The sequence below is a fragment of the Pantoea sp. MBD-2R genome (assembly GCF_039134845.1).
Taxonomy (GTDB): domain Bacteria; phylum Pseudomonadota; class Gammaproteobacteria; order Enterobacterales; family Enterobacteriaceae; genus Erwinia.
This window is the reverse complement of sequence record NZ_CP152417.1, coordinates 4161467-4179329: the sequence shown is the minus strand read 5'-3', so window position 1 is coordinate 4179329 and position 17863 is coordinate 4161467. Positions and strand designations below refer to the sequence as shown.

Genomic DNA, 17863 nt, shown 5'->3' with positions numbered 1-17863 from the left:
TCTGTATTGATTTTGATCAATCTTTAATAATAAACACGCGGTCGGTAACGTAAATTTGTTGAACTAATTATTAAAAATTACTAATGTTTCTGCGCTTCTCTTTTATCGTCAATAATCTTTTTTTGAAGGAACTCCTTCAAAGGACATAAGGTATTGCCATAATGGAAATAAAAATAAGCGTCATTATTCCTACCTATAATCGAAAGGATTTACTTAAAAAGAGTCTTGAGGCACTGGTCAATCAGTCGCTCAATAAAAATGCGTTCGAAGTTATTGTCGTTGATGATGGCGGCAGTGATAATACTGAGATACTCTGCGCCGACTACAAAGAACGGTTAAATATTCGCTATTACTGGCAGCCTGATAAGGGTTTTCGAGCCGGGAAAGCAAGAAATATTGGCATTACAGCCGCAGAAGGAAAATATATCGTCTTTACGGATGCTGGCGTATTACTTCATCAGGATGCTTTATCTCTGCATTTGAAGCTGCATCATGACAGTCTCGTGCCGGCCGTTTGCATTGGCTACGTTTATGGCTTTGAAGTGGAAGAAGCCATGATGGCTGACATCTCCTCGCTGGTGTCATCTGATAATGTCAGTGGCGCGATAGACATGCTGGAAAAAATGAATGCCCTGGACATCAGGCAAAATCAATATAACGAGTTTGGTTATAATGTTTCCAGCTGGCCCGCGCCTTTTGATATTTTCTGGACGTGCCATGTCTCGGCAGAAAAAAAAGCGTTGATGAATGCCGGGCTTTTTGATGAGGCTTTTAACTGTTGGGGCGGTGAAGATGTTGATTTAGGCGTCAGGCTTTTTATGCAAAATAACCGGTTCATTGTGAACAGGCGTCTCTGCTCGATACATTTTCCTCATGATAAACTCGTTCAGGATCATAAAAATGATTCCGAAACGGCCGGAAAGAAAATCCATCAAAAATATCAGCTATGGCAAACCTCTTTTTACGGGTGCGATTTAGGTGAGAGTAAGTTTTCGCTTAATAAAGTTATTCGTCAGTATGCCGATCAAAACCAGGAAGGTAATGATGCCTTTATACGAAAATATTTATATCAGTCCTGACTCTACAGCTTATAAATTTTGCACGGATTTGCCGACGGATGTTACTATTTCTGGCGTGCCTGATATTACGTTAACCTGGGTCAAAGATGACATTTACCGAAAGGACGTTATTGACCTCGGGGACTTTGAAAAAAAGATTGTAACAGGCCATGGCGTTTATATGGAGTCAGTCGACAGGTTGGCATTTCATTGTGGCAAGCTTAAGTTCACCATCGTGAAGCTGAACGAGCGGGAAGCAGGCAATATTGTGGTTGGAAACAATGTTGTGCTGCAAGGTACGGCAATCGTGGCTTATCAACGTGTCACGATTGAGGACAATGTGATTTTCGGCCCTAACGTTACGCTGATGGACAGTGATGGCCATCCCTGTACAGGACGTGGACTCAAGGATGAAGCTTCGCGCATCATTGTAAGGCCGGTGCACATTAAAGAGCATGCATGGATAGGAATGGGGGCCATTATTCTTAAAGGCGTCACCGTCGGCAGGCATGCCGTTATCGGCGCAGGCAGCGTGGTCAGAACTGATGTGCCGGATTACGCTGTCGCAATGGGTAATCCGGCAAAAGTGGTCAGATATCTTGAGTAAAGCGGCTAATGACTGACAGCCGCAGCTGCCAGTCACCGGGCTTAGTAAACGTCACGCAGGTAGCGTTTCTCTTTCTTCAACTGGTCGACGTAGTCGGCAGCACGTTCAGCAGAAAGTCCGCCGAACTGTGTGATCACCTGATACAAAGCTTTATCCACATCTTTTGCCATTCGCGATGCATCGCCGCAAACATAGAAGTATGCACCTTCCTGCAACCAGGCATACAGCTCAGCACCCTGTTCCAGCATGCGATTTTGCACGTAAATCTTTTTAGCCTGATCGCGGGAGAATGCCAGATCCAGTCGGGTCAGAAGACCGTTGTTCTGCCAGCCTTGCAGCTCATCCTGATAGATAAAATCGTGCTCAAGACGCTGATCGCCAAAGAACAGCCAGTTCTTACCTTTAGCACCCGTTGCCTGGCGTTCCTGCAAGAAGGCACGGAAAGGCGCGATACCCGTGCCTGGCCCGATCATAATTAGCGGCGCGTCGTTGTTGGCAGGAACGCGGAAAGCTTTATTCGGCGAAATAAAGATAGCCGGTTTTTCACCCCGCCCCACACGCTCGGCCAGATAAGTTGAACAGACACCGTTACGGGCACGCCCACCGCTGTGATAACGCACGGAAGCGATGGTCAGATGCACCTGATTAGGATGCGCTTTAGAGCTGGAAGAAATTGAATAAGCACGGTGCTGTAAAGGACGCAGTAATGCGACAAATTCAGGAATGCTCAGCGTACGCGCCAGTTCCAGCTGCAGCAGATCCAGAGAATCTTTACCCCACAGCCAAACGCCCATCGCATCTTTATCATCATGCTGTAGTACGTGGCGCAGCTCCTGATTCGTGGTGTTCTGGCCGACCCACTCAATCAGCTTGCGGGAAGGTTCTGAGATCTCAAACTGGTAAGTCAGTAAATCGCCCAGGCTTCGATCAAAGCCAGAGACCGGCGTGTCATAGTCTGCATTCAGCTGTGACAGCAGTAAGTTGACCAGTGTCGGATCGTTAACCGGGATCACGCCCAGCGCATCGCCCGCTTCATAGGTCAATCCGCTGTCGGTTAAATCAAACTCAAAGTGACGGATATCTTTGTCCGACTCCGCACCGGAGAGCCGCTTGTTGGTGATTAACGCTGCGGCGTAAGGATTCTGTTTATTGCTGCCTGGAATGACCGGCGCTTCAGGACGGTTTTCGAGTGCTTTGCCGCTGCTGCCTGCGCTGGCGGCAAACTGCGGCATGGAACCCACCAGCCACTGGTGCGAAGGCTCTTCATAATCGATATCACAATCGATACGATCGGCCAGACGCTTAGCACCCAATTGCTCCAGACGCATATCGATAAACTTACCGGCCTGACAAAATCCGTCGTAACCCGTATCGCCAATCGCCAGCACGGCAAAGTTCATCTGCTCCAGACGCGGCGCGGTACTGGCGGAGATCGCCTGCCAGAACAGCTGAGCATTATCAGGCATTTCGCCTTCGCCATAGGTTGAGGTGATAACCAGCACGTGACGCATCGTGGCAAACACGTCGATATCGACTTCGCCCAGCGCCTGTACCACAGGGACCAGCCCCTGATCGCGCGCAGATTTGGCCGCCGTTTGGGCCAGCGCTTCGGCATTTCCGGTTTGCGAGCCAAACAGGATATGCAGCTGTGTTGTGGTTGCTGCGCCAGTAGCACCAGCGACCTGTGGGCGATCTTCCAACACCAGCAGGCGTGAATGCAGTCCGGCAAGGAAACCTGCCAGCCAGTATTTCTGATCGCCATTAAATGGCGCGTCTTCAGGAATATAAGGAATTTTCATGGGTTATCCGTACTCAGTCCCGTTTCGTTATGTTCTTTAGAAAGTCGTTTCATTTACTCAGGATAATTTGCCAACGGCAGCGGCAATCTCTGGCAGCGCGGCACGGGCAAACAGTTCCTCAAAATCAGGCAGTCCGCCTAACACTTCGCGGTTACGCGCATCCTGATAAATGATCCAGCCATAAGTCGCCAGGCTATCCATGGAGCGGATATTACGCTGCGTCAGTGCCGCCTTGTAATCCGCCATACGTTTTGCCGCAATCAGGCAGGCCAGTTCGTCATCGCTGTAGTTTTCAATCGCTGAACGAGCATGACGCTGTAGCTTGCTGATTAACGCAAAATCTTCCGTCATCAACAGGTTACGCACCGCTTTCTCTACCGCTGCGTTCTCAACAGAAGTGCCTTTCGGCAGGCGAGAGAGCGCCAGCTGCTGGGCAAAGCTCAGCACGGTGTAGTTATTGAGCAGTACGAACATTTCCTGCGTATCGGTTGCTCCATAAGCCGGTACCGCACCATTGGCGATGGTGGTCTTGTTGCGCCAGGCCGCTTTAAATTTTGCAACCTGATGCGCTGCCAGCGCTGTAGACAGCTCTTCCAGCAAATCTTTACGCGCTTTTGCCTTGAGGATCTCGGCGCTGTCCTGATACAACAGCAGCGAGCGTGGCATCACGTAAACGAAATGCTGAGACTCGGTTTCCCAGTGTGCCAGCAGCCAGGCAGCACGCGGCGAGTGGGTCGCTTCCAGATGCCAGTGCAGCATGGTCAGCACAGCCTGCTTATGGGCTTTTGCCATTTCGTTGTCGTCGGTGATCGAGCCGAACAGCACCGAATCTCCCGCTGCGGATTTTGCCAGCGATCCATAGGGATCGTACTGGTAAGCGAAACCGCCGCTCATGCCGTTACCGAAGCCGGTGCCGTAAGTGCCCAGATTCAGCACCGCGCCGTTAGTCATATATTCACAGCAGAAATCGCCGACGCCTTCAACAACAGCCGTGGCACCTGAGTTACGCACCGCAAAACGGTCGCCAGCCTGACCCTGAACAAACAGACGCCCACCGGTGGCACCGAACAGCGCAAAGTTACCAATCAGCACGTTGCCTTCCGCATCCTGCGAGCCGCCGCCTGGCGACATCACCACGATTTCGCCACCGCACTGGCCTTTACCTACGCCATCGTTACAGGTGCCGTAATGTTGCAGCTGCATGCCGTCGTTGCAGAATACGCCGTAAGACTGGCCTGCTGAGCCGGCGGTCGCAATCCTGACCGTGGCGGGTGCCAGATAGTGACGACCGCGATCGTCACTCAGGACGGCAGGCATGGCCTTCAGCTGACGCGCGTCGAGCTTGTGGTTCAGCATGCGTTCGATATCAATCGCCAGCTGTCCGCCAACGCTTTTGTTGCGGTTGTTCAGCGTTGCGCCGTTACCCAGCTCAAGCGTCTCGCTGCCCTGATCGACCAGCGCGTTGGTCAACTGAGTTAGCCAGCTGTCGTCCAGTTCGAAATCTTTTTCCAGATAAACCGGATGAGCAATTTTCAGTTCTGGGACCACGGTGAGCATGGCGCGCAAATCCAGTCTGCCCACTTCCAGTGGGTGATCCATCAGGTGCAGCAGATCGGAGCGGCCACGCGCTTCGCGCAGAGAACGCAAACCGAGGCGAGCGAGGATCTCACGCACTTCGTGAGCCACGTTGATGAAATACTGTGCCAGCTGACGCGGATCGCCATCAAAAGCTTCGGCGTTGGTCGTCAGGCCGGCCGGGCATTTCACGTTACAGTTTTTCGCCATCACACATTTCAGCATCATCAATGCAGTGGTGCCGAATTCGAAGCTGTCGCCGCCCAGCAGCGCTGATTTCACCACGTCGCTGCCGGTTTGCTGCGCGCCTGAACAGCGTAGCTGCACTTTTTCACGCAGGCCGTTAGCGCACAGTGCCTGGTGAACTTCCGCGATGCCGATTTCCGCCACGCGGCCGGTATATTTCAGGCTGGTAACGGACGCCGCACCTGTACCGCCGGTATTGCCCGCGACGTTGATCACATCCGCGCCTGCTTTTGCCACGCCGACAGCAATGGTGCCAATGCCTTCGGAAGAAACCAGTTTCACAATGACGCGCACGCGAGCGGCTTTGCAGTCATGGATCAGCTGCGCCAGATCTTCAATGGAATAGGTGTCGTGGTGCGGCGGCGGTGAAACCAGCTCAACGCCAGGCGTACCGCCACGAGCCGCGGCGATTTCCACCGTTACTTTTGGCGCAGGCAGCTGGCCGCCTTCACCCGGTTTTGCACCCTGACCGATCTTAATTTCTAACTCTTCCAGCATCGGATCGGCGAGGTATGCCGCCCAGACGCCAAAGCGGCCGGAAGCCAGCTGCTTAATGCGTGAGGCGCGGATCGTTCCATGACGCGAATAGTGTTCGCCGCCTTCGCCGCAGTTGCTCATGCCGCCAACCATGTTGGTGCCGTGCGCTACCGCTTCGTGAGCCGGCGCAACCAGTGCGCCATGACTCATCGCACCGGAAGCGAAGGTGCGGGTAATTTCGCTGGCGGGCTGGATTTCACTTAGCGGCAGTGAAGGCGCAGCGGTAAAGATCCGCGACAAATAGTCTGCCGCTTTGCCCAGCGCGGTAATTTGCAGGCCGTCTGGCGTAATCTCACCGCTGGCAATTTCCTCACCGAAGCGGCTTTTCAATGCGGCGGAAAGAGCGGCAAGGCGTTCATTCTCAGCTTTCAGCCCCTGAATGGAATCGGACAGGCGCAGCGTAAAATGACCGGCGCTGGCGTCGGTTGCTTCACAAATCAGCCCGCGTACGGCAAAGCCGTTATTAATCAAAGAATAGCGGCCCAGTTTGCGGGCAAATTCCGCTTCACTGTCCACGTGGGTCAGATCGGCAGGGAAGGTCAGGATATCGCGCAGCGCGGCCGGACGACGTTTACGTTCTTCATGCATCTGGCTGGAGAATTCGCGATAGTCAGGCGTGATGGTAAAGCTGTCGATCACCGCGTTCGGGATACGTTCAAAGCTGCTGTCAGCAAACGACTCCGGTTTGATGCTGAAGGCGTTATCAAGCTTGGCCAGCGTCATCAGGCGGATAAACCGATCTTCTTCACGTGGTTTGTCGGCGAAGCGTACCGGCTGCTCGGTCATATCAATGAAGGTACGTACTGCGATAGTGCCGTATGAGTGGCCCGCACCCTCCGCACGTTCTTTAAACAGACCCAACAATGGCACTTCGGACTCACCCTGAATTCTCAGCGCGCTTTGATGCCAGTCGACGGCCATCTGGGCAATAGTGGCGAAGCCTGCACCACCCACCGGCGTCTTGATATTCGGGAAATATTTCTTCAATACCGGATCGTCGGTATTCAGGAAGTTAGGCTCAAAGAATTCGCCGCAGCTGTAGCTTTCCACCGTACAGAGGCCCACTTTACCCATGGTTTTCATCAGCGCTTTTTCAGCCGCTTTGGCGTAGCGCTTGAAGGCCTTGTTGCCTTCTTCGCCTTCACCAAATTTCTCTTCTGCACGCATCTGTACGCCCAGCGGATAAATTGCCGAAGCACCGAAGCCGAGCGCCGCAGCAATATGGTGCGAAGAGATGCTCTGACCGCTTTCCACAACCAGAGAGACGTCCAGGCGCAAACCTTCCTGTACCAAACGCTGATTGATGGCAGAAACCATCAGCAGCATCGGGATCCCGGCATGCGTGGAAGAGATATGGCGGTCGGTCAAAACCGCAATGCCGCCTTGCTCACGGGCAAAGTCCACAACTTGCTGAGCAAGGTCATCAATGGCTTTTTCCAGCGCGTCTGCGTTGGCGGCACGGCTTTGTGCATCGGTGCCGACAACAGGGACATAAAGCATTTCAAAGCGTGCGTAAGGCGCCACTTTTTGCTCACGCAGTTGCAGCATATCCAGATGGGTCAGGATCGGCGTAGGCACAACGATCTGACGGCCTTTGCTGCGGCCCAGATGCGGTTTAGCGCCTAACGCTACGCGCAGCGTCATGCCATCGATTTCGCGAATCGAGTCTAACGGTGGGTTAGTCACCTGAGCAAAGCGCTGCGAGAAATAGTGCGCCATGCCGCCTTCGTGATCGGACAGGCCGTTGATGGCGTTGCCGTAACCCATTGCCGAGATCTTCTCCGCGCCGGTGTTCAGCATCGGGTCCATCATGAACTTGAAGCTTTCCTGGTTATAGTAGTAAGCCACAAAGCGCTGATAGGTTTTCAGGTCGCCACGGTAGCGCAGCGGCGAGCCCTGCTTTTCTGCGGGCACGATGGGCAGCTCCTGCAACGTGACGCGTGCCTGTTCCAGCAGAGACGGATAATCTTTCTCTTTCGCCAGCTTCTCCAGCGCTTCGAGCGTGGTATAGCTGCGTTTTTCGCTGTGATCGTAATAGAGCATCCCGCCCGCTTCGATACGGCCACGACGCAGAACGCTTTCTGGTGGGAAGGCAATCTGGCCTGCTTCAGACATCGCGCCGATATAGTCTGCTGTCTCAACAGAACGCAGTGGACGCAGGCCCAGACGGTCAAGACGAGCGCCGATGATTTCACCGTTGCCGAAGATCAGCGCGGCAGGGCCATCATTTTTCTCTTCATATAAAGAGAAGTATTCCAGCATCGCACGGACGTCTTCCGACAGCGTATCGTCGTTTTCCCACGCGGGTGGCATCATGGATACCACGGCGTTGATCAAATCAAGGTTATCTTCCATCAGACGGCTGTGGATACTCTGATCCAGACGGGAGCTGTCTGACTGGCCTTTTGGCCGCACGATTTTTTTACCGCGTGCCAGCGCCAGCGCCGATTCCGCGATGCGGTTTTTACGGTCGGTATTCAGCTCGCCGTTATGTGCCATCAGGCGGAACGGCTGAGCCATCGTCGTATGCGGATCGGTATTGGTAGAGAAGCGAGTATGGAAGAACAGCCCGCGTATCTGATGATCCGGATCGGTCAGATCTTTGAAGTAAGGAATCACTTCATTTGAGTTCAGGCGCGCCTTGAAAACCTGGGTACGAGAAGAAAGGGAAAGCGGATAAAGTCCGCCAAAATCGCTCTCGGTAAAGGCGCGCGCTTCGATATCCAGCAACGCACGGTAGATGCGTTTCTCGAAATCATTTTGATCGACAACGTCTTGAGGCGCGCTGAAAATCCACTGCACGATGGGCAGCTGAAACTGAATGGCGGCCGGGCGCAGTACGCTGACATCCAGCGGCATTTCGCGTTTTAAAATGACGCCAAGGCCGTAAGTAGCCAGCGTTTCTTCTACCAGGCGTTCACCGTTGGCGCGCAGCTCGCTGTCTTTGGAAACAAAGAAGTTACCCACGCCGAAACGGCCGGTAATCAGTGGCTGGCCGGTAATCTTGCGAAAGAAGTGCAGGGAGATATCCACGTTAACCCCAGCACCATCACCCACGCCTTCCGCCGACATACCGCCGCGGTGAGGGACCGTGCAAAGCGCGCTGTGCGCCATCTGAAGGATCTCATGAGTCTGCTCGCCGTCCTTACGTGTAATAAAGCCCACGCCGCAGCTATCGCTGTCTTTAGAGGGATCGTACAGGCCATAGGGATAAGGTTTTGGATTGGACATTGCGGGCCTCCTTAAACTTCTTTTGACATTACCTACGTTATTTCAAGCACAGAATGCAGCTGGGTCGCCCAGGCTCTGTATCGTTTTTCCTGACCGCCTGTTGGCGGCTGCCGTTTTGCCGGGCATGACCCCGCCTTTTAATGGCGTCCTGTGTGGGACTGCTCTGATTTCCGGCTCTCTTACCTGGAGGTAACTTGCTTCTTGAGGGAGTCTTCTTGCTGCATAGATATGCCGAGACACTGGCCCGTCAGGAACGCATCCAGCGGATTTCCAACTTATCGGGAAAGCGAACTCAGGTCAAATAGCGTCCTTACGGAGCCTTTTAGGCCATCTCATTGGTTTATCTTTTTGAATAATAAGTATTTGTTACTGTTTTTAATGTCGAGAGTTTCGCCACCCGACAGGCGGGAAGTGTGAGCTGTCTCACTGTAGTGCAGGCGGCAAATCTCTGCACCATGCTGGTGCTGGGGTTATTGGTAGCAGAAAATGCTAAGAAAATGGGGTTACTTACTGAAAAGAACTGTTTTTAAGGATGTGGCTTATTTGAATTAAACCACGCTTCATCATTAGTAAAATTAATCAGGCATGGTGTGATTAAATTGTCGGTTAATGTGAATTTTTATGCGATGAATAAGCGAGGTGTAATGGCCACAAACAGGGCATCGCTATGAAATGCATTAGGTAGAAATGCAATTTGTTATGAAAACTACGGCACAGATTATGCAATTAATGGAATGAGTTAACGGGGGGCTTTTTACAACGTAGCCACGAAATGTTTTAAGCGTCAAAAGCAGTGAATGAGATAGCAACTTTTGCTTTGCCAGGCCAGCTGGAATGCCGCTTTTCCTGTGTTGTATTCGTACTATATCAAGCTTTGCCTCTGAGCAAGGCCGTTCTGTTTATGCCCTGCCGGAAACGCTTAGCCTTAGCCTTAAAAAGGCGAATTGTCTCGGGGAATGTGTATTCCGTTTGTGCTGAAAGTCGATTTTTGCTGGCCTCTGATATTGCGTCCGCTGAGTGCGTAATCAGTCAATGTCATTCGGTGCTGCACCGAACCGGTGCAGCCAGTCCCGATGCCAGCAAAGTTGGCCTTTTAGGCTTTTACGGTATGATTGGCGATACCGGTCTGAAGGAATCTTTTATGAAACAAATTCGTCTGTTAGCCCAGTATTACGTCGACCTGATGGTAAAACTCGGTCTGGTACGCTTCTCCCTGCTGCTGGCCTCGGCGCTGGTGGTGCTGGCGATGATCGTCCAGATGGCTGTCACCATGGTGTTACGCGGGCATGTCGAAAGCATCGACATGGTGCGCTCGGTCTTTTTCGGCCTGCTGATCACGCCCTGGGCGGTTTATTTCCTCTCGGTGGTGGTCGAACAGCTTGAGGAGTCCCGACAGCGCCTTTCAAGGCTGGTGGACAAGCTGGAAGAGATGCGCCATCGCGATCTGGAACTTAACCAGCAGATGAAAGAGAACATCACCCAACTGAACCAGGAGATCGCTGACCGTATCAAAGCGGAAAAAGCGCGTTTACAGGTGATGGATAAGCTCACCGAGGAGATGGCCAGGCGCGAACAGGCGCAGATAGAGCTGGAGCAGCAATCTTCTTTCCTGCGTTCGTTCCTTGATGCGTCGCCAGACCTGGTTTTCTATCGCAATATTGACCAACAGTTTTCCGGCTGCAATCGCGCGATGGAGCTGCTGATTGGTAAAAGCGAGCGTCAGCTGATTGGCCTGACCCCGCACGATGTCTACGATAAAGATGCCGCTACTAAGGTGCTGGAAACTGACGAAAAAGTCTTCCGCCACAACGTCTCTCTCACCTATGAGCAATGGCTGCAATATCCTGACGGACGTAAAGCCTGCTTTGAGATCCGTAAAGTGCCGTATTACGACCGTGTTGGCAAACGCAGTGGGCTGATGGGCTTCGGGCGCGATATAACCGAGCGTAAGCGCTACCAGGACGCTTTAGAGAACGCCAGCAGGGAGAAGACCACTTTTATCTCTACGATCAGTCACGAGCTTCGTACGCCGCTTAATGGCATCGTCGGTCTGAGCCGCATATTGCTGGACACCGAACTCAATCAGGAACAGCAAAAATACCTGAAAACTATTCATGTCTCCGCCATCACGCTCGGCAATATTTTTAATGACGTGATTGAGATGGATAAAATCGAACGCCGCAAAGTGCAGTTAGATAATCAACCGATTGATTTCACGGGCTTCCTCGCCGATCTGGAGAACCTTTCCGGCCTGCTGGTACAGCCTAAAGGACTCAGATTTGTCCTCGAACCGCAGCTGCCACTGCCGCATAAAATCATCACTGACGGCACTCGCCTGCGGCAAATCCTGTGGAACCTGATTGGCAACGCGGTGAAATTTACTCAGCAGGGCAACATTATCGTGCGGGTCAATTATCAGAGCGAAGACTGCCTGCGGTTTGAGGTGGAAGATTCAGGGATGGGCATTCCCCAGGACGAGCAGGATAAAATCTTTGCCATGTATTATCAGGTGAAAGACCAGCACGGCGGCAAACCCGCGACCGGAACAGGCATTGGGCTGGCCGTCTCTCGTCGTCTGGCGCAAAGTATGGGTGGTGATATCAGCGTACGCAGCTCGCCGGGTAAGGGGTCCTGCTTCACTTTGACAATCAACGCGCCACGCGTCGGGGAATTGCAGGAAGACGAACAACCGGCAGACGATATGCCGCTGCCTGCACTGCACGTGATGCTGGTGGAAGATATTGAGCTCAACGTAGTGGTTGCGCGTTCCGTTCTGGAGAAGCTCGGCAACAGCGTTGAGGTTGCCATGACGGGTGAAGAGGCGCTGGCGCTGTTTGACTCTGACGAATTCGATCTGGTTTTACTGGATATTCAGTTACCCGATATGACCGGGCTGGACGTTGCCCGTGAAATTCACCGTCGCTATGCGAATCGTTCTTTACCGCCGCTGGTCGCACTCACGGCGAACGTGCTCAAGGACAAGAAAGAGTATCTGGATGCGGGCATGGACGACGTCTTAAGTAAGCCCCTGTCCGTACCGGCACTGACAGCGACCATTAAAAAATATTGGGATTTTCAACAGCAGGATGCGCAACACCCTCAGGAGGGAAAAGTGGACGAGAAGAAATTAGGTTTACTGGATGTCGCCATGCTGGAGCAATATATTGAACTGGTGGGTCCGCAGCTGATTGTGCAGAGTCTGGAAATGTTTGAACAAATGATGCCAGGTTACCTGGAAGTATTGGATCTCAATATGACCGCGCGCGATCAGAAAGGGATTGCGGAAGAAGGCCATAAAATCAAAGGTGCAGCGGGATCGGTTGGGCTGGTTCATTTACAGCAGCTGGCAAAACAGATTCAAAGTCCGGAACTGCCGGCATGGTGGGACAACGTGCAGGAATGGATCGATGAGCTAAAGCAGGAGTGGCGAAACGATGTTGCTGTACTGCGAGAGTGGGTTGCGGTAGCGGGAAAAAAATGACCCCGACCGAAGCCGGGGTGCGCGAATACTGCGCCAACACCAGGGAAAGTGGTTACCTGTGCTGTTCTTAGATTAAGAGTTTAAAAGCACAGGCGCGGTATTGGGTAAAACGCTCAGGAACTACCTTAGCAAATCCTACTTCACATGTTACAAGATTCATTAAAATGTGTGAAGTAGAGCGGCGTTTCCAAACAGAAAACATTAATTTGGTGATACAGTCAAGCACGGAATGAATTTATCGGTGTTATTGCTCAAAATATGTACTATTGTGCCACTTTTTGTCTGGTTTAGATTGACGTCTCACCGTAACCGGTTCCATTAAGCGCTAGCAGTAATGCTAAAAGAATTTCTCATGAAATTGCTAATTATTAACTCTCTGTAAAACATATTATTTTTGTGAGATGGGGGTCTCCCGGTCGAAACGGTATCCAGTGGTCCGATAAGCGAAACAAATGAAAGGATTGAGCAATTAATTTAAGGTATTGCTAAGCCTCTTGCTATTAATTCAGGGCGCATTCCGGAGTCATTTGGAAACCCCTGTTTCGATAACTTTGCGCGTTAAAGTCGTCTTTAAGATTGAATTAATAAAAGCTAACTTACGGTATTTATAAGTACTGTGAATCTATTATTAAGGGCCGGCCGTGCCTGGGCTATGGACTAACCGGTTACATTTTAAGGTTCGTTTTGGTAATGGAACCGATTCCTGAAGCGCGGAAGTGATTGAAGCAAATGAGGCATTTGTAAGCCCGGGTTCTTAATGATGCAATGCAAACGTTTCCAAAGCGAAGGGCTGGAACGCGTTTATCTCCGCGCCTGGAAGAGTAAACGTCAATCACGGTTTGCGGAATTGATAAGATAGTCATGGATAAATTTTTATGAGTCAGCGTAAGAGAACGCGGTTACAACAAATCAGGATCGGCCTCGTTGCCGGTTTATCAGGCCTTATCGGACTTTGGATCGCAGGGATCGTTCTTTTCTCTTTTATGCCTGTTCCATTCTCTGCGGTAATGATTGAGCGCCAGTTCGGTGCATGGTTTAGCGGTGATTTTGATTATGTCGCTCACTCTGACTGGGTAGGGATGGATGACATTTCTCCCTGGATGCCGCTGGCGGTCATCGCTTCTGAAGATCAGAAGTTCCCCACGCACTGGGGGTTCGACGTTCAGGCTATTCAGTCTGTACTGGATAATGAGGATGGCCACTTGCGTGGGGCATCAACGTTGTCGCAACAGACGGCCAAGAATGTATTTTTATGGGACGGACGAAGCTGGGTGCGTAAAGGGCTGGAAGCGGGGCTAACGGTAGGTATTGAAACCGTCTGGACAAAGCGGCGTATCCTGACGGTGTATCTGAACGTCGCGGAGTTCGGCCACGGCGTTTTTGGCGTAGAGGAAGCTTCCCGGCGTTATTTTCATAAGCCAGCCAGCCGTCTGACAATGTCGGAAGCGGCCTTGCTGGCCGCAGTGCTGCCAAATCCCATTCGCTTTCGCGCCGATGCGCCTTCTGCCTACGTTCGTCAGCGGCAGCAGTGGATTTTACGGCAAATGCGGCAGTTAGGCGGCGAGGGCTTTTTACAGCGCAATAAGCTGCGCTGAAACCCTGAATTAGCCGCTATTCTTCGTCGAAACCGGCGTTAAACAGCTCGATCACCGCAGCCAGCGCTTCTTTTTCCTGCGGGCCTGTGGCCTCGATTTCTATGTGGCCGCCCTTGGCTGAGTCCAGCATCAACAGCGCGATAACGCTGCTGGCCTCAGCCTCGGTGCCGACTTCATTACGCAGGAGAACTTCTGCGTCAAAACTCTGAACCAACTCAAAAAGTTTCATGGCCGGGCGGGCGTGCATGCCCAGCTTGTTCTTGATTTCAACGTTTTGCCTGACTGTCATGATTTGCGCTTTTCCAGAGTACGGTGACGGGACTGGACGTTTTTCCCACGTGAGCGGAAATAGTCGGCGAGCTGCTCGGCTATATAAACTGAGCGGTGCTTACCGCCTGTACAGCCAATCGCGACGGTAAGATAGCTGCGGTTATTGGTTTCCAGCATCGGCAGCCAAAGCTCAAGATAGCTGCGCGTCTGGTAGATAAAATTATGCACTTCAGTATGACGATCGAGAAAGGCCGCAACCGGGCGGTCAAGACCCGTCATCGGGCGCAGTTTCGGATCCCAGTGCGGGTTCGGCAGGAAGCGAACATCAAAAACGTAGTCAGCATCAATCGGGATACCGTGCTTAAAACCGAACGATTCGAACACCATGGTCAGTTCACGCTCACGCTTACCCAGCAGGCGTGTGCGCAGCATTTCGGCCAGCTCATGTACCGACATCTCCGAGGTATCCACGATCAAATCAGCCCGGGAGCGCAACGGTTCCAGCAAATCGCTTTCTTCGTCGATAGCGCTCTCCAGCGAAAGGTTCTTGCTGGAAAGAGGATGTAAGCGGCGCGTATCGCTGTAACGACGGATCAGCGTATTACGATCGGCATCAAGGAATAGCAGCTGCGGTGAAAAGCTTTCGGGCAGGCTGGTCAGCGCTTTTTCAAAAACTTCTGGTGACTCAGGCATATTGCGCACGTCAATGCTTACCGCTGCCGACATATTACGGTCAGCCAGCGAGTTAGCCAGTTCCGGCAGCAAGACTACGGGCAGGTTATCCACGCAGTAAAAGCCCATGTCTTCCAGCGCCCGCAGGGCTACGGACTTACCGGAACCGGAACGACCGCTGACGATCATCAGCACCATGACTCATTCTCCTGATTTTGCCTGATCAAATGGGACTTCGTCGACGAGAGGGAGGGCGTCCCTGTCAAACTTCACTCTTTTTCCCTGCAATCCAGGGCTGTGGGAAAATCAGTGATTTCCCTCAGAGGCTTCCGCCATGATCTCAAAGAGTTCTTCATCGCTCTGAGCCGCACGCAGACGGCGACAAACGGTTTTATCGGCAAGACGCTTTGCGACCAGAGAAAGAGTATGCAGATGCGTTTTACACTGATCGGCAGGGACCAACAGCGCAAACAGTAAGTCTACGGGCTGATTATCGATCGCATCGAAAGCAATCGGCTGCTCAAGGCGAATAAATACGCCCACGGCGCGCAGCGTGTCTTCCACCAGCTTACCGTGCGGAATAGCAATGCCGTTGCCAATACCGGTGCTGCCCATCCGCTCGCGCGTCAGGATCGCTTCAAAGATAGTCTGGTGCGGAAGGTTAAGCTGTTTGGCTGCCAGCTCGCTAATAATTTCCAGCGCCCGCTTTTTACTCTGGCAGTGTACGCCGCTGCGGGTGCAGGAGACGCTCAGTACCGAGCTCAGTTCCAGTGTGTGATCATTGTTCATCATAGTTTCACTTACGTATTCACTTCGCCTGGCAAAACGGCCTGACGCATCTGACGCCGCAAAGCGTACAGATATGTCAGGCCATCGGTCAAATGCAACATGCCTTATTGATTAACGGCCCGGACTCCAGAACAGAGTACGAGCCGGTACATCTTACGTCACGTTCTTATCAGATAAGGGTGGCGAAAAAATAATCAATGCTTGGGTGAAATTTAGTGTTGCTTCAACTTGTCTTTATGTTTATTAAGTTGGCGCGTTAGCTTGTCAATCAAGCCATCAATCGCCGCGTACATATCTTTCTCTTCCGAGGTGGCATGCAACTCACCGCCGTTTACATGTAACGTTGCATCGGCTATCTGCGTGACCTTCTCAACCTTAAGAACAATATAAACCTGATTTATCCGGTCGAAATACTGTTCCAGTTTGGCAAATTTCGCCGTGACAAACTCACGTAACGGCTCAGTGATTTCAACGTTCTGTCCAGTGATATTGAGTTGCATACGCTCTTCCTTATCTGTTCGTTCAGACCAGCTGTTTACGCTGATTTGAGGGCGGGATGGATAAAGACTCTCGGTACTTCGCTACAGTGCGGCGGGCTACCATAATTCCCTGATCGGAAAGAAGGGTAGTCAGCTTGCTGTCACTAAGAGGCTTGGCGGGATTCTCCGCCGAGATTAATTTTTTCACCAGTGCCCGAATTGCTGTGGAGGAAGCTTCGCCGCCGCCTTCAGTATTAACATGACTGGAGAAAAAATACTTCAGTTCAAAGATGCCGCGCGGGCTGTGCAGATACTTTTGCGTGGTAACGCGCGAAATCGTTGACTCATGCATATCCACAGCGGCGGCAATATCGGCCAGCACCATGGGACGCATAAATTCTTCGCCCTGTTCAAAAAAAGCCTCCTGCTGTTCAACGATACAACGTGTTACTTTCAACAGGGTATCGTTACGGCTTTCGAGGCTTTTAATCAGCCATCTGGCTTCCTGCAGATTGCTGCGAATAAACTGATTATCGCTGTCGTTACGTGTCGAACCGCCCAGCGAAGCATAGTGCTGATTGATTTTCAGGCGCGGCACGCTGTCCGCGTTCAGGTCTACCGTCCAGCGAGTGCCGATTTTTCGTACCAGCACATCAGGAATAACATATTCAGGCTCGCTGGTATTAATGGACTGGCCGGGTCTGGGATCGAGCGACTGAATCAGCTGCATCGCGTTTTTCAGCACGTCTTCCTTCAGGCGAGTGACCCGCATCAGGCTGCGAAAGTCGTGATTTGCCAGCAGATCTAAATGCTCGCTAACGATTAAACGTGCTTCTTTGATGAAAGGGGTTTCAGGAATGAATTGCGACAGCTGTACCAGCAGGCAATCCCGCAGATCGCGAGCGCAAACGCCAACCGGATCGAAACGCTGCACGCGCTTTAATACCGCTTCAACTTCGTCAGCCGCAAGCTCATCGTTGCCGATGCTGTCCTGGATTTCCTGAAGCGAAACGGTCAGATAGCCTGTGGGATCCACCGCATCGACAATCGCTGTAGCAATCGCCCTGTCGGTATCGGTAAACGGCGTCAGCTCTACCTGCCACATCAGATAGTCTTGTAACGTCTGCGTGGTTTCACCCTGGTAAACAGGCAGTTCATCATCGTGATAGTCGGTACCCGTGCCGGATGGCGTGCCGGCGGTGTAGATTTCATCCCAGGTTGCATCCAGCGGTAGCTCTTCCGGCATGTCCTTCTGTTCTAAGGCTTCGCGGGTATCAAGCGCTTCTTTTTCCTGATATTCGCGGCTATCCACTTCCTCATGAATGTCGGTTTGCTCAAGCAAGGGATTGCTTTCCAGCGCCAGCTGAATTTCCTGCTGGAGTTCAAGCGTAGAGAGTTGCAGCAGGCGAATCGCCTGCTGCAGTTGTGGCGTCATGGCAAGCTGTTGGCTAAGCCTGAGCTGCAAACCTTGCTTCATATTCAGGATACTAATTCCTCAAAAATCTAACCCGGTCCGACCACCTT

11 protein-coding genes are annotated in these 17863 nt (G+C 52.0%); 4 read left to right on the top strand and 7 right to left on the bottom strand.

The window, feature by feature from the left end:
- Positions 1–161: 161 nt before the first annotated feature.
- Entirely contained in the window at positions 162–1079 is a 918-nt protein-coding gene (locus AAGQ96_RS19165; protein WP_342754349.1) for a glycosyltransferase, read from the top strand.
- Entirely contained in the window at positions 1042–1665 is a 624-nt protein-coding gene (locus AAGQ96_RS19160) for an acyltransferase (protein ID WP_342754348.1), read from the top strand. Before AAGQ96_RS19165 ends, AAGQ96_RS19160 begins: the two co-directional genes overlap by 38 nt.
- 41 nt (positions 1666–1706) lie before the next feature.
- On the opposite strand, the gene AAGQ96_RS19155 is transcribed toward AAGQ96_RS19160, so the two are convergent.
- Complete coding sequence (locus AAGQ96_RS19155) at positions 1707–3464, bottom strand: sulfite reductase subunit alpha (RefSeq protein WP_147200021.1); 1758 nt, start codon at positions 3462–3464, stop codon at positions 1707–1709.
- A 57-nt stretch (positions 3465–3521) separates the two neighbouring features.
- Positions 3522–9053 carry a glutamate synthase-related protein gene (locus tag AAGQ96_RS19150; RefSeq protein ID WP_342754347.1) on the bottom strand — a complete coding sequence of 1844 codons (5532 nt, stop codon included), beginning with the start codon at positions 9051–9053 and terminating at the stop codon, positions 3522–3524.
- Positions 9054–10194: 1141 nt separating this feature from the next.
- Here AAGQ96_RS19150 and arcB point away from each other — a divergent pair.
- Both arcB and mtgA read left to right on the top strand, forming a co-directional pair.
- Positions 10195–12534, top strand: coding sequence for an aerobic respiration two-component sensor histidine kinase ArcB (gene arcB, locus AAGQ96_RS19145; RefSeq protein ID WP_342754346.1), 2340 nt, complete (start codon positions 10195–10197; stop codon positions 12532–12534).
- An 875-nt stretch (positions 12535–13409) separates the two neighbouring features.
- On the top strand, positions 13410–14129 hold the full coding sequence (mtgA, locus tag AAGQ96_RS19140) for a monofunctional biosynthetic peptidoglycan transglycosylase (protein ID WP_342754345.1): 720 nt from the start codon (positions 13410–13412) through the stop codon (positions 14127–14129).
- Between the two features lie 16 nt (positions 14130–14145).
- Here the strand turns inward: mtgA and npr are convergent, their stop codons facing one another.
- From npr to rpoN, 5 genes are all read right to left on the bottom strand, one after another.
- Positions 14146–14418 carry a PTS phosphocarrier protein NPr gene (gene npr / locus AAGQ96_RS19135; protein ID WP_147200017.1) on the bottom strand — a complete coding sequence of 91 codons (273 nt, stop codon included), beginning with the start codon at positions 14416–14418 and terminating at the stop codon, positions 14146–14148.
- Positions 14415–15269 (bottom strand): RNase adapter RapZ, encoded by an 855-nt coding sequence (gene rapZ / locus AAGQ96_RS19130; RefSeq protein WP_147200016.1) that lies wholly within the window; start codon positions 15267–15269, stop codon positions 14415–14417. Before rapZ ends, npr begins: the two co-directional genes overlap by 4 nt.
- 108 nt (positions 15270–15377) lie before the next feature.
- Positions 15378–15860 (bottom strand): PTS IIA-like nitrogen regulatory protein PtsN, encoded by a 483-nt coding sequence (ptsN, locus tag AAGQ96_RS19125; RefSeq protein WP_174822395.1) that lies wholly within the window; start codon positions 15858–15860, stop codon positions 15378–15380.
- Between the two features lie 212 nt (positions 15861–16072).
- Entirely contained in the window at positions 16073–16360 is a 288-nt protein-coding gene (gene hpf, locus AAGQ96_RS19120) for a ribosome hibernation promoting factor (protein ID WP_034936715.1), read from the bottom strand.
- Positions 16361–16382: 22 nt separating this feature from the next.
- Positions 16383–17816, bottom strand: coding sequence for an RNA polymerase factor sigma-54 (gene rpoN, locus AAGQ96_RS19115; protein WP_342754344.1), 1434 nt, complete (start codon positions 17814–17816; stop codon positions 16383–16385).
- Positions 17817–17863 lie beyond the last annotated feature (47 nt).

Excerpts from the sequence above, each read along its gene's own strand:
- arcB (WP_342754346.1), top strand. The coding sequence starts at position 10,195 with ATGAAACAAATTCGTCTGTTAGCCCAGTATTACGTCGACCTGATGGTA.
- hpf (WP_034936715.1), bottom strand. The coding sequence starts at position 16,360 with ATGCAACTCAATATCACTGGACAGAACGTTGAAATCACTGAGCCGTTA.
- ptsN (WP_174822395.1), bottom strand. The coding sequence starts at position 15,860 with ATGAACAATGATCACACACTGGAACTGAGCTCGGTACTGAGCGTCTCC.
- AAGQ96_RS19160 (WP_342754348.1), top strand. The coding sequence starts at position 1,042 with ATGATGCCTTTATACGAAAATATTTATATCAGTCCTGACTCTACAGCT.
- npr (WP_147200017.1), bottom strand. The coding sequence starts at position 14,418 with ATGACAGTCAGGCAAAACGTTGAAATCAAGAACAAGCTGGGCATGCAC.
- rapZ (WP_147200016.1), bottom strand. The coding sequence starts at position 15,269 with ATGGTGCTGATGATCGTCAGCGGTCGTTCCGGTTCCGGTAAGTCCGTA.
- AAGQ96_RS19165 (WP_342754349.1), top strand. The coding sequence starts at position 162 with ATGGAAATAAAAATAAGCGTCATTATTCCTACCTATAATCGAAAGGAT.
- AAGQ96_RS19150 (WP_342754347.1), bottom strand. The coding sequence starts at position 9,053 with ATGTCCAATCCAAAACCTTATCCCTATGGCCTGTACGATCCCTCTAAA.
- mtgA (WP_342754345.1), top strand. The coding sequence starts at position 13,410 with ATGAGTCAGCGTAAGAGAACGCGGTTACAACAAATCAGGATCGGCCTC.
- rpoN (WP_342754344.1), bottom strand. The coding sequence starts at position 17,816 with ATGAAGCAAGGTTTGCAGCTCAGGCTTAGCCAACAGCTTGCCATGACG.
- AAGQ96_RS19155 (WP_147200021.1), bottom strand. The coding sequence starts at position 3,464 with ATGAAAATTCCTTATATTCCTGAAGACGCGCCATTTAATGGCGATCAG.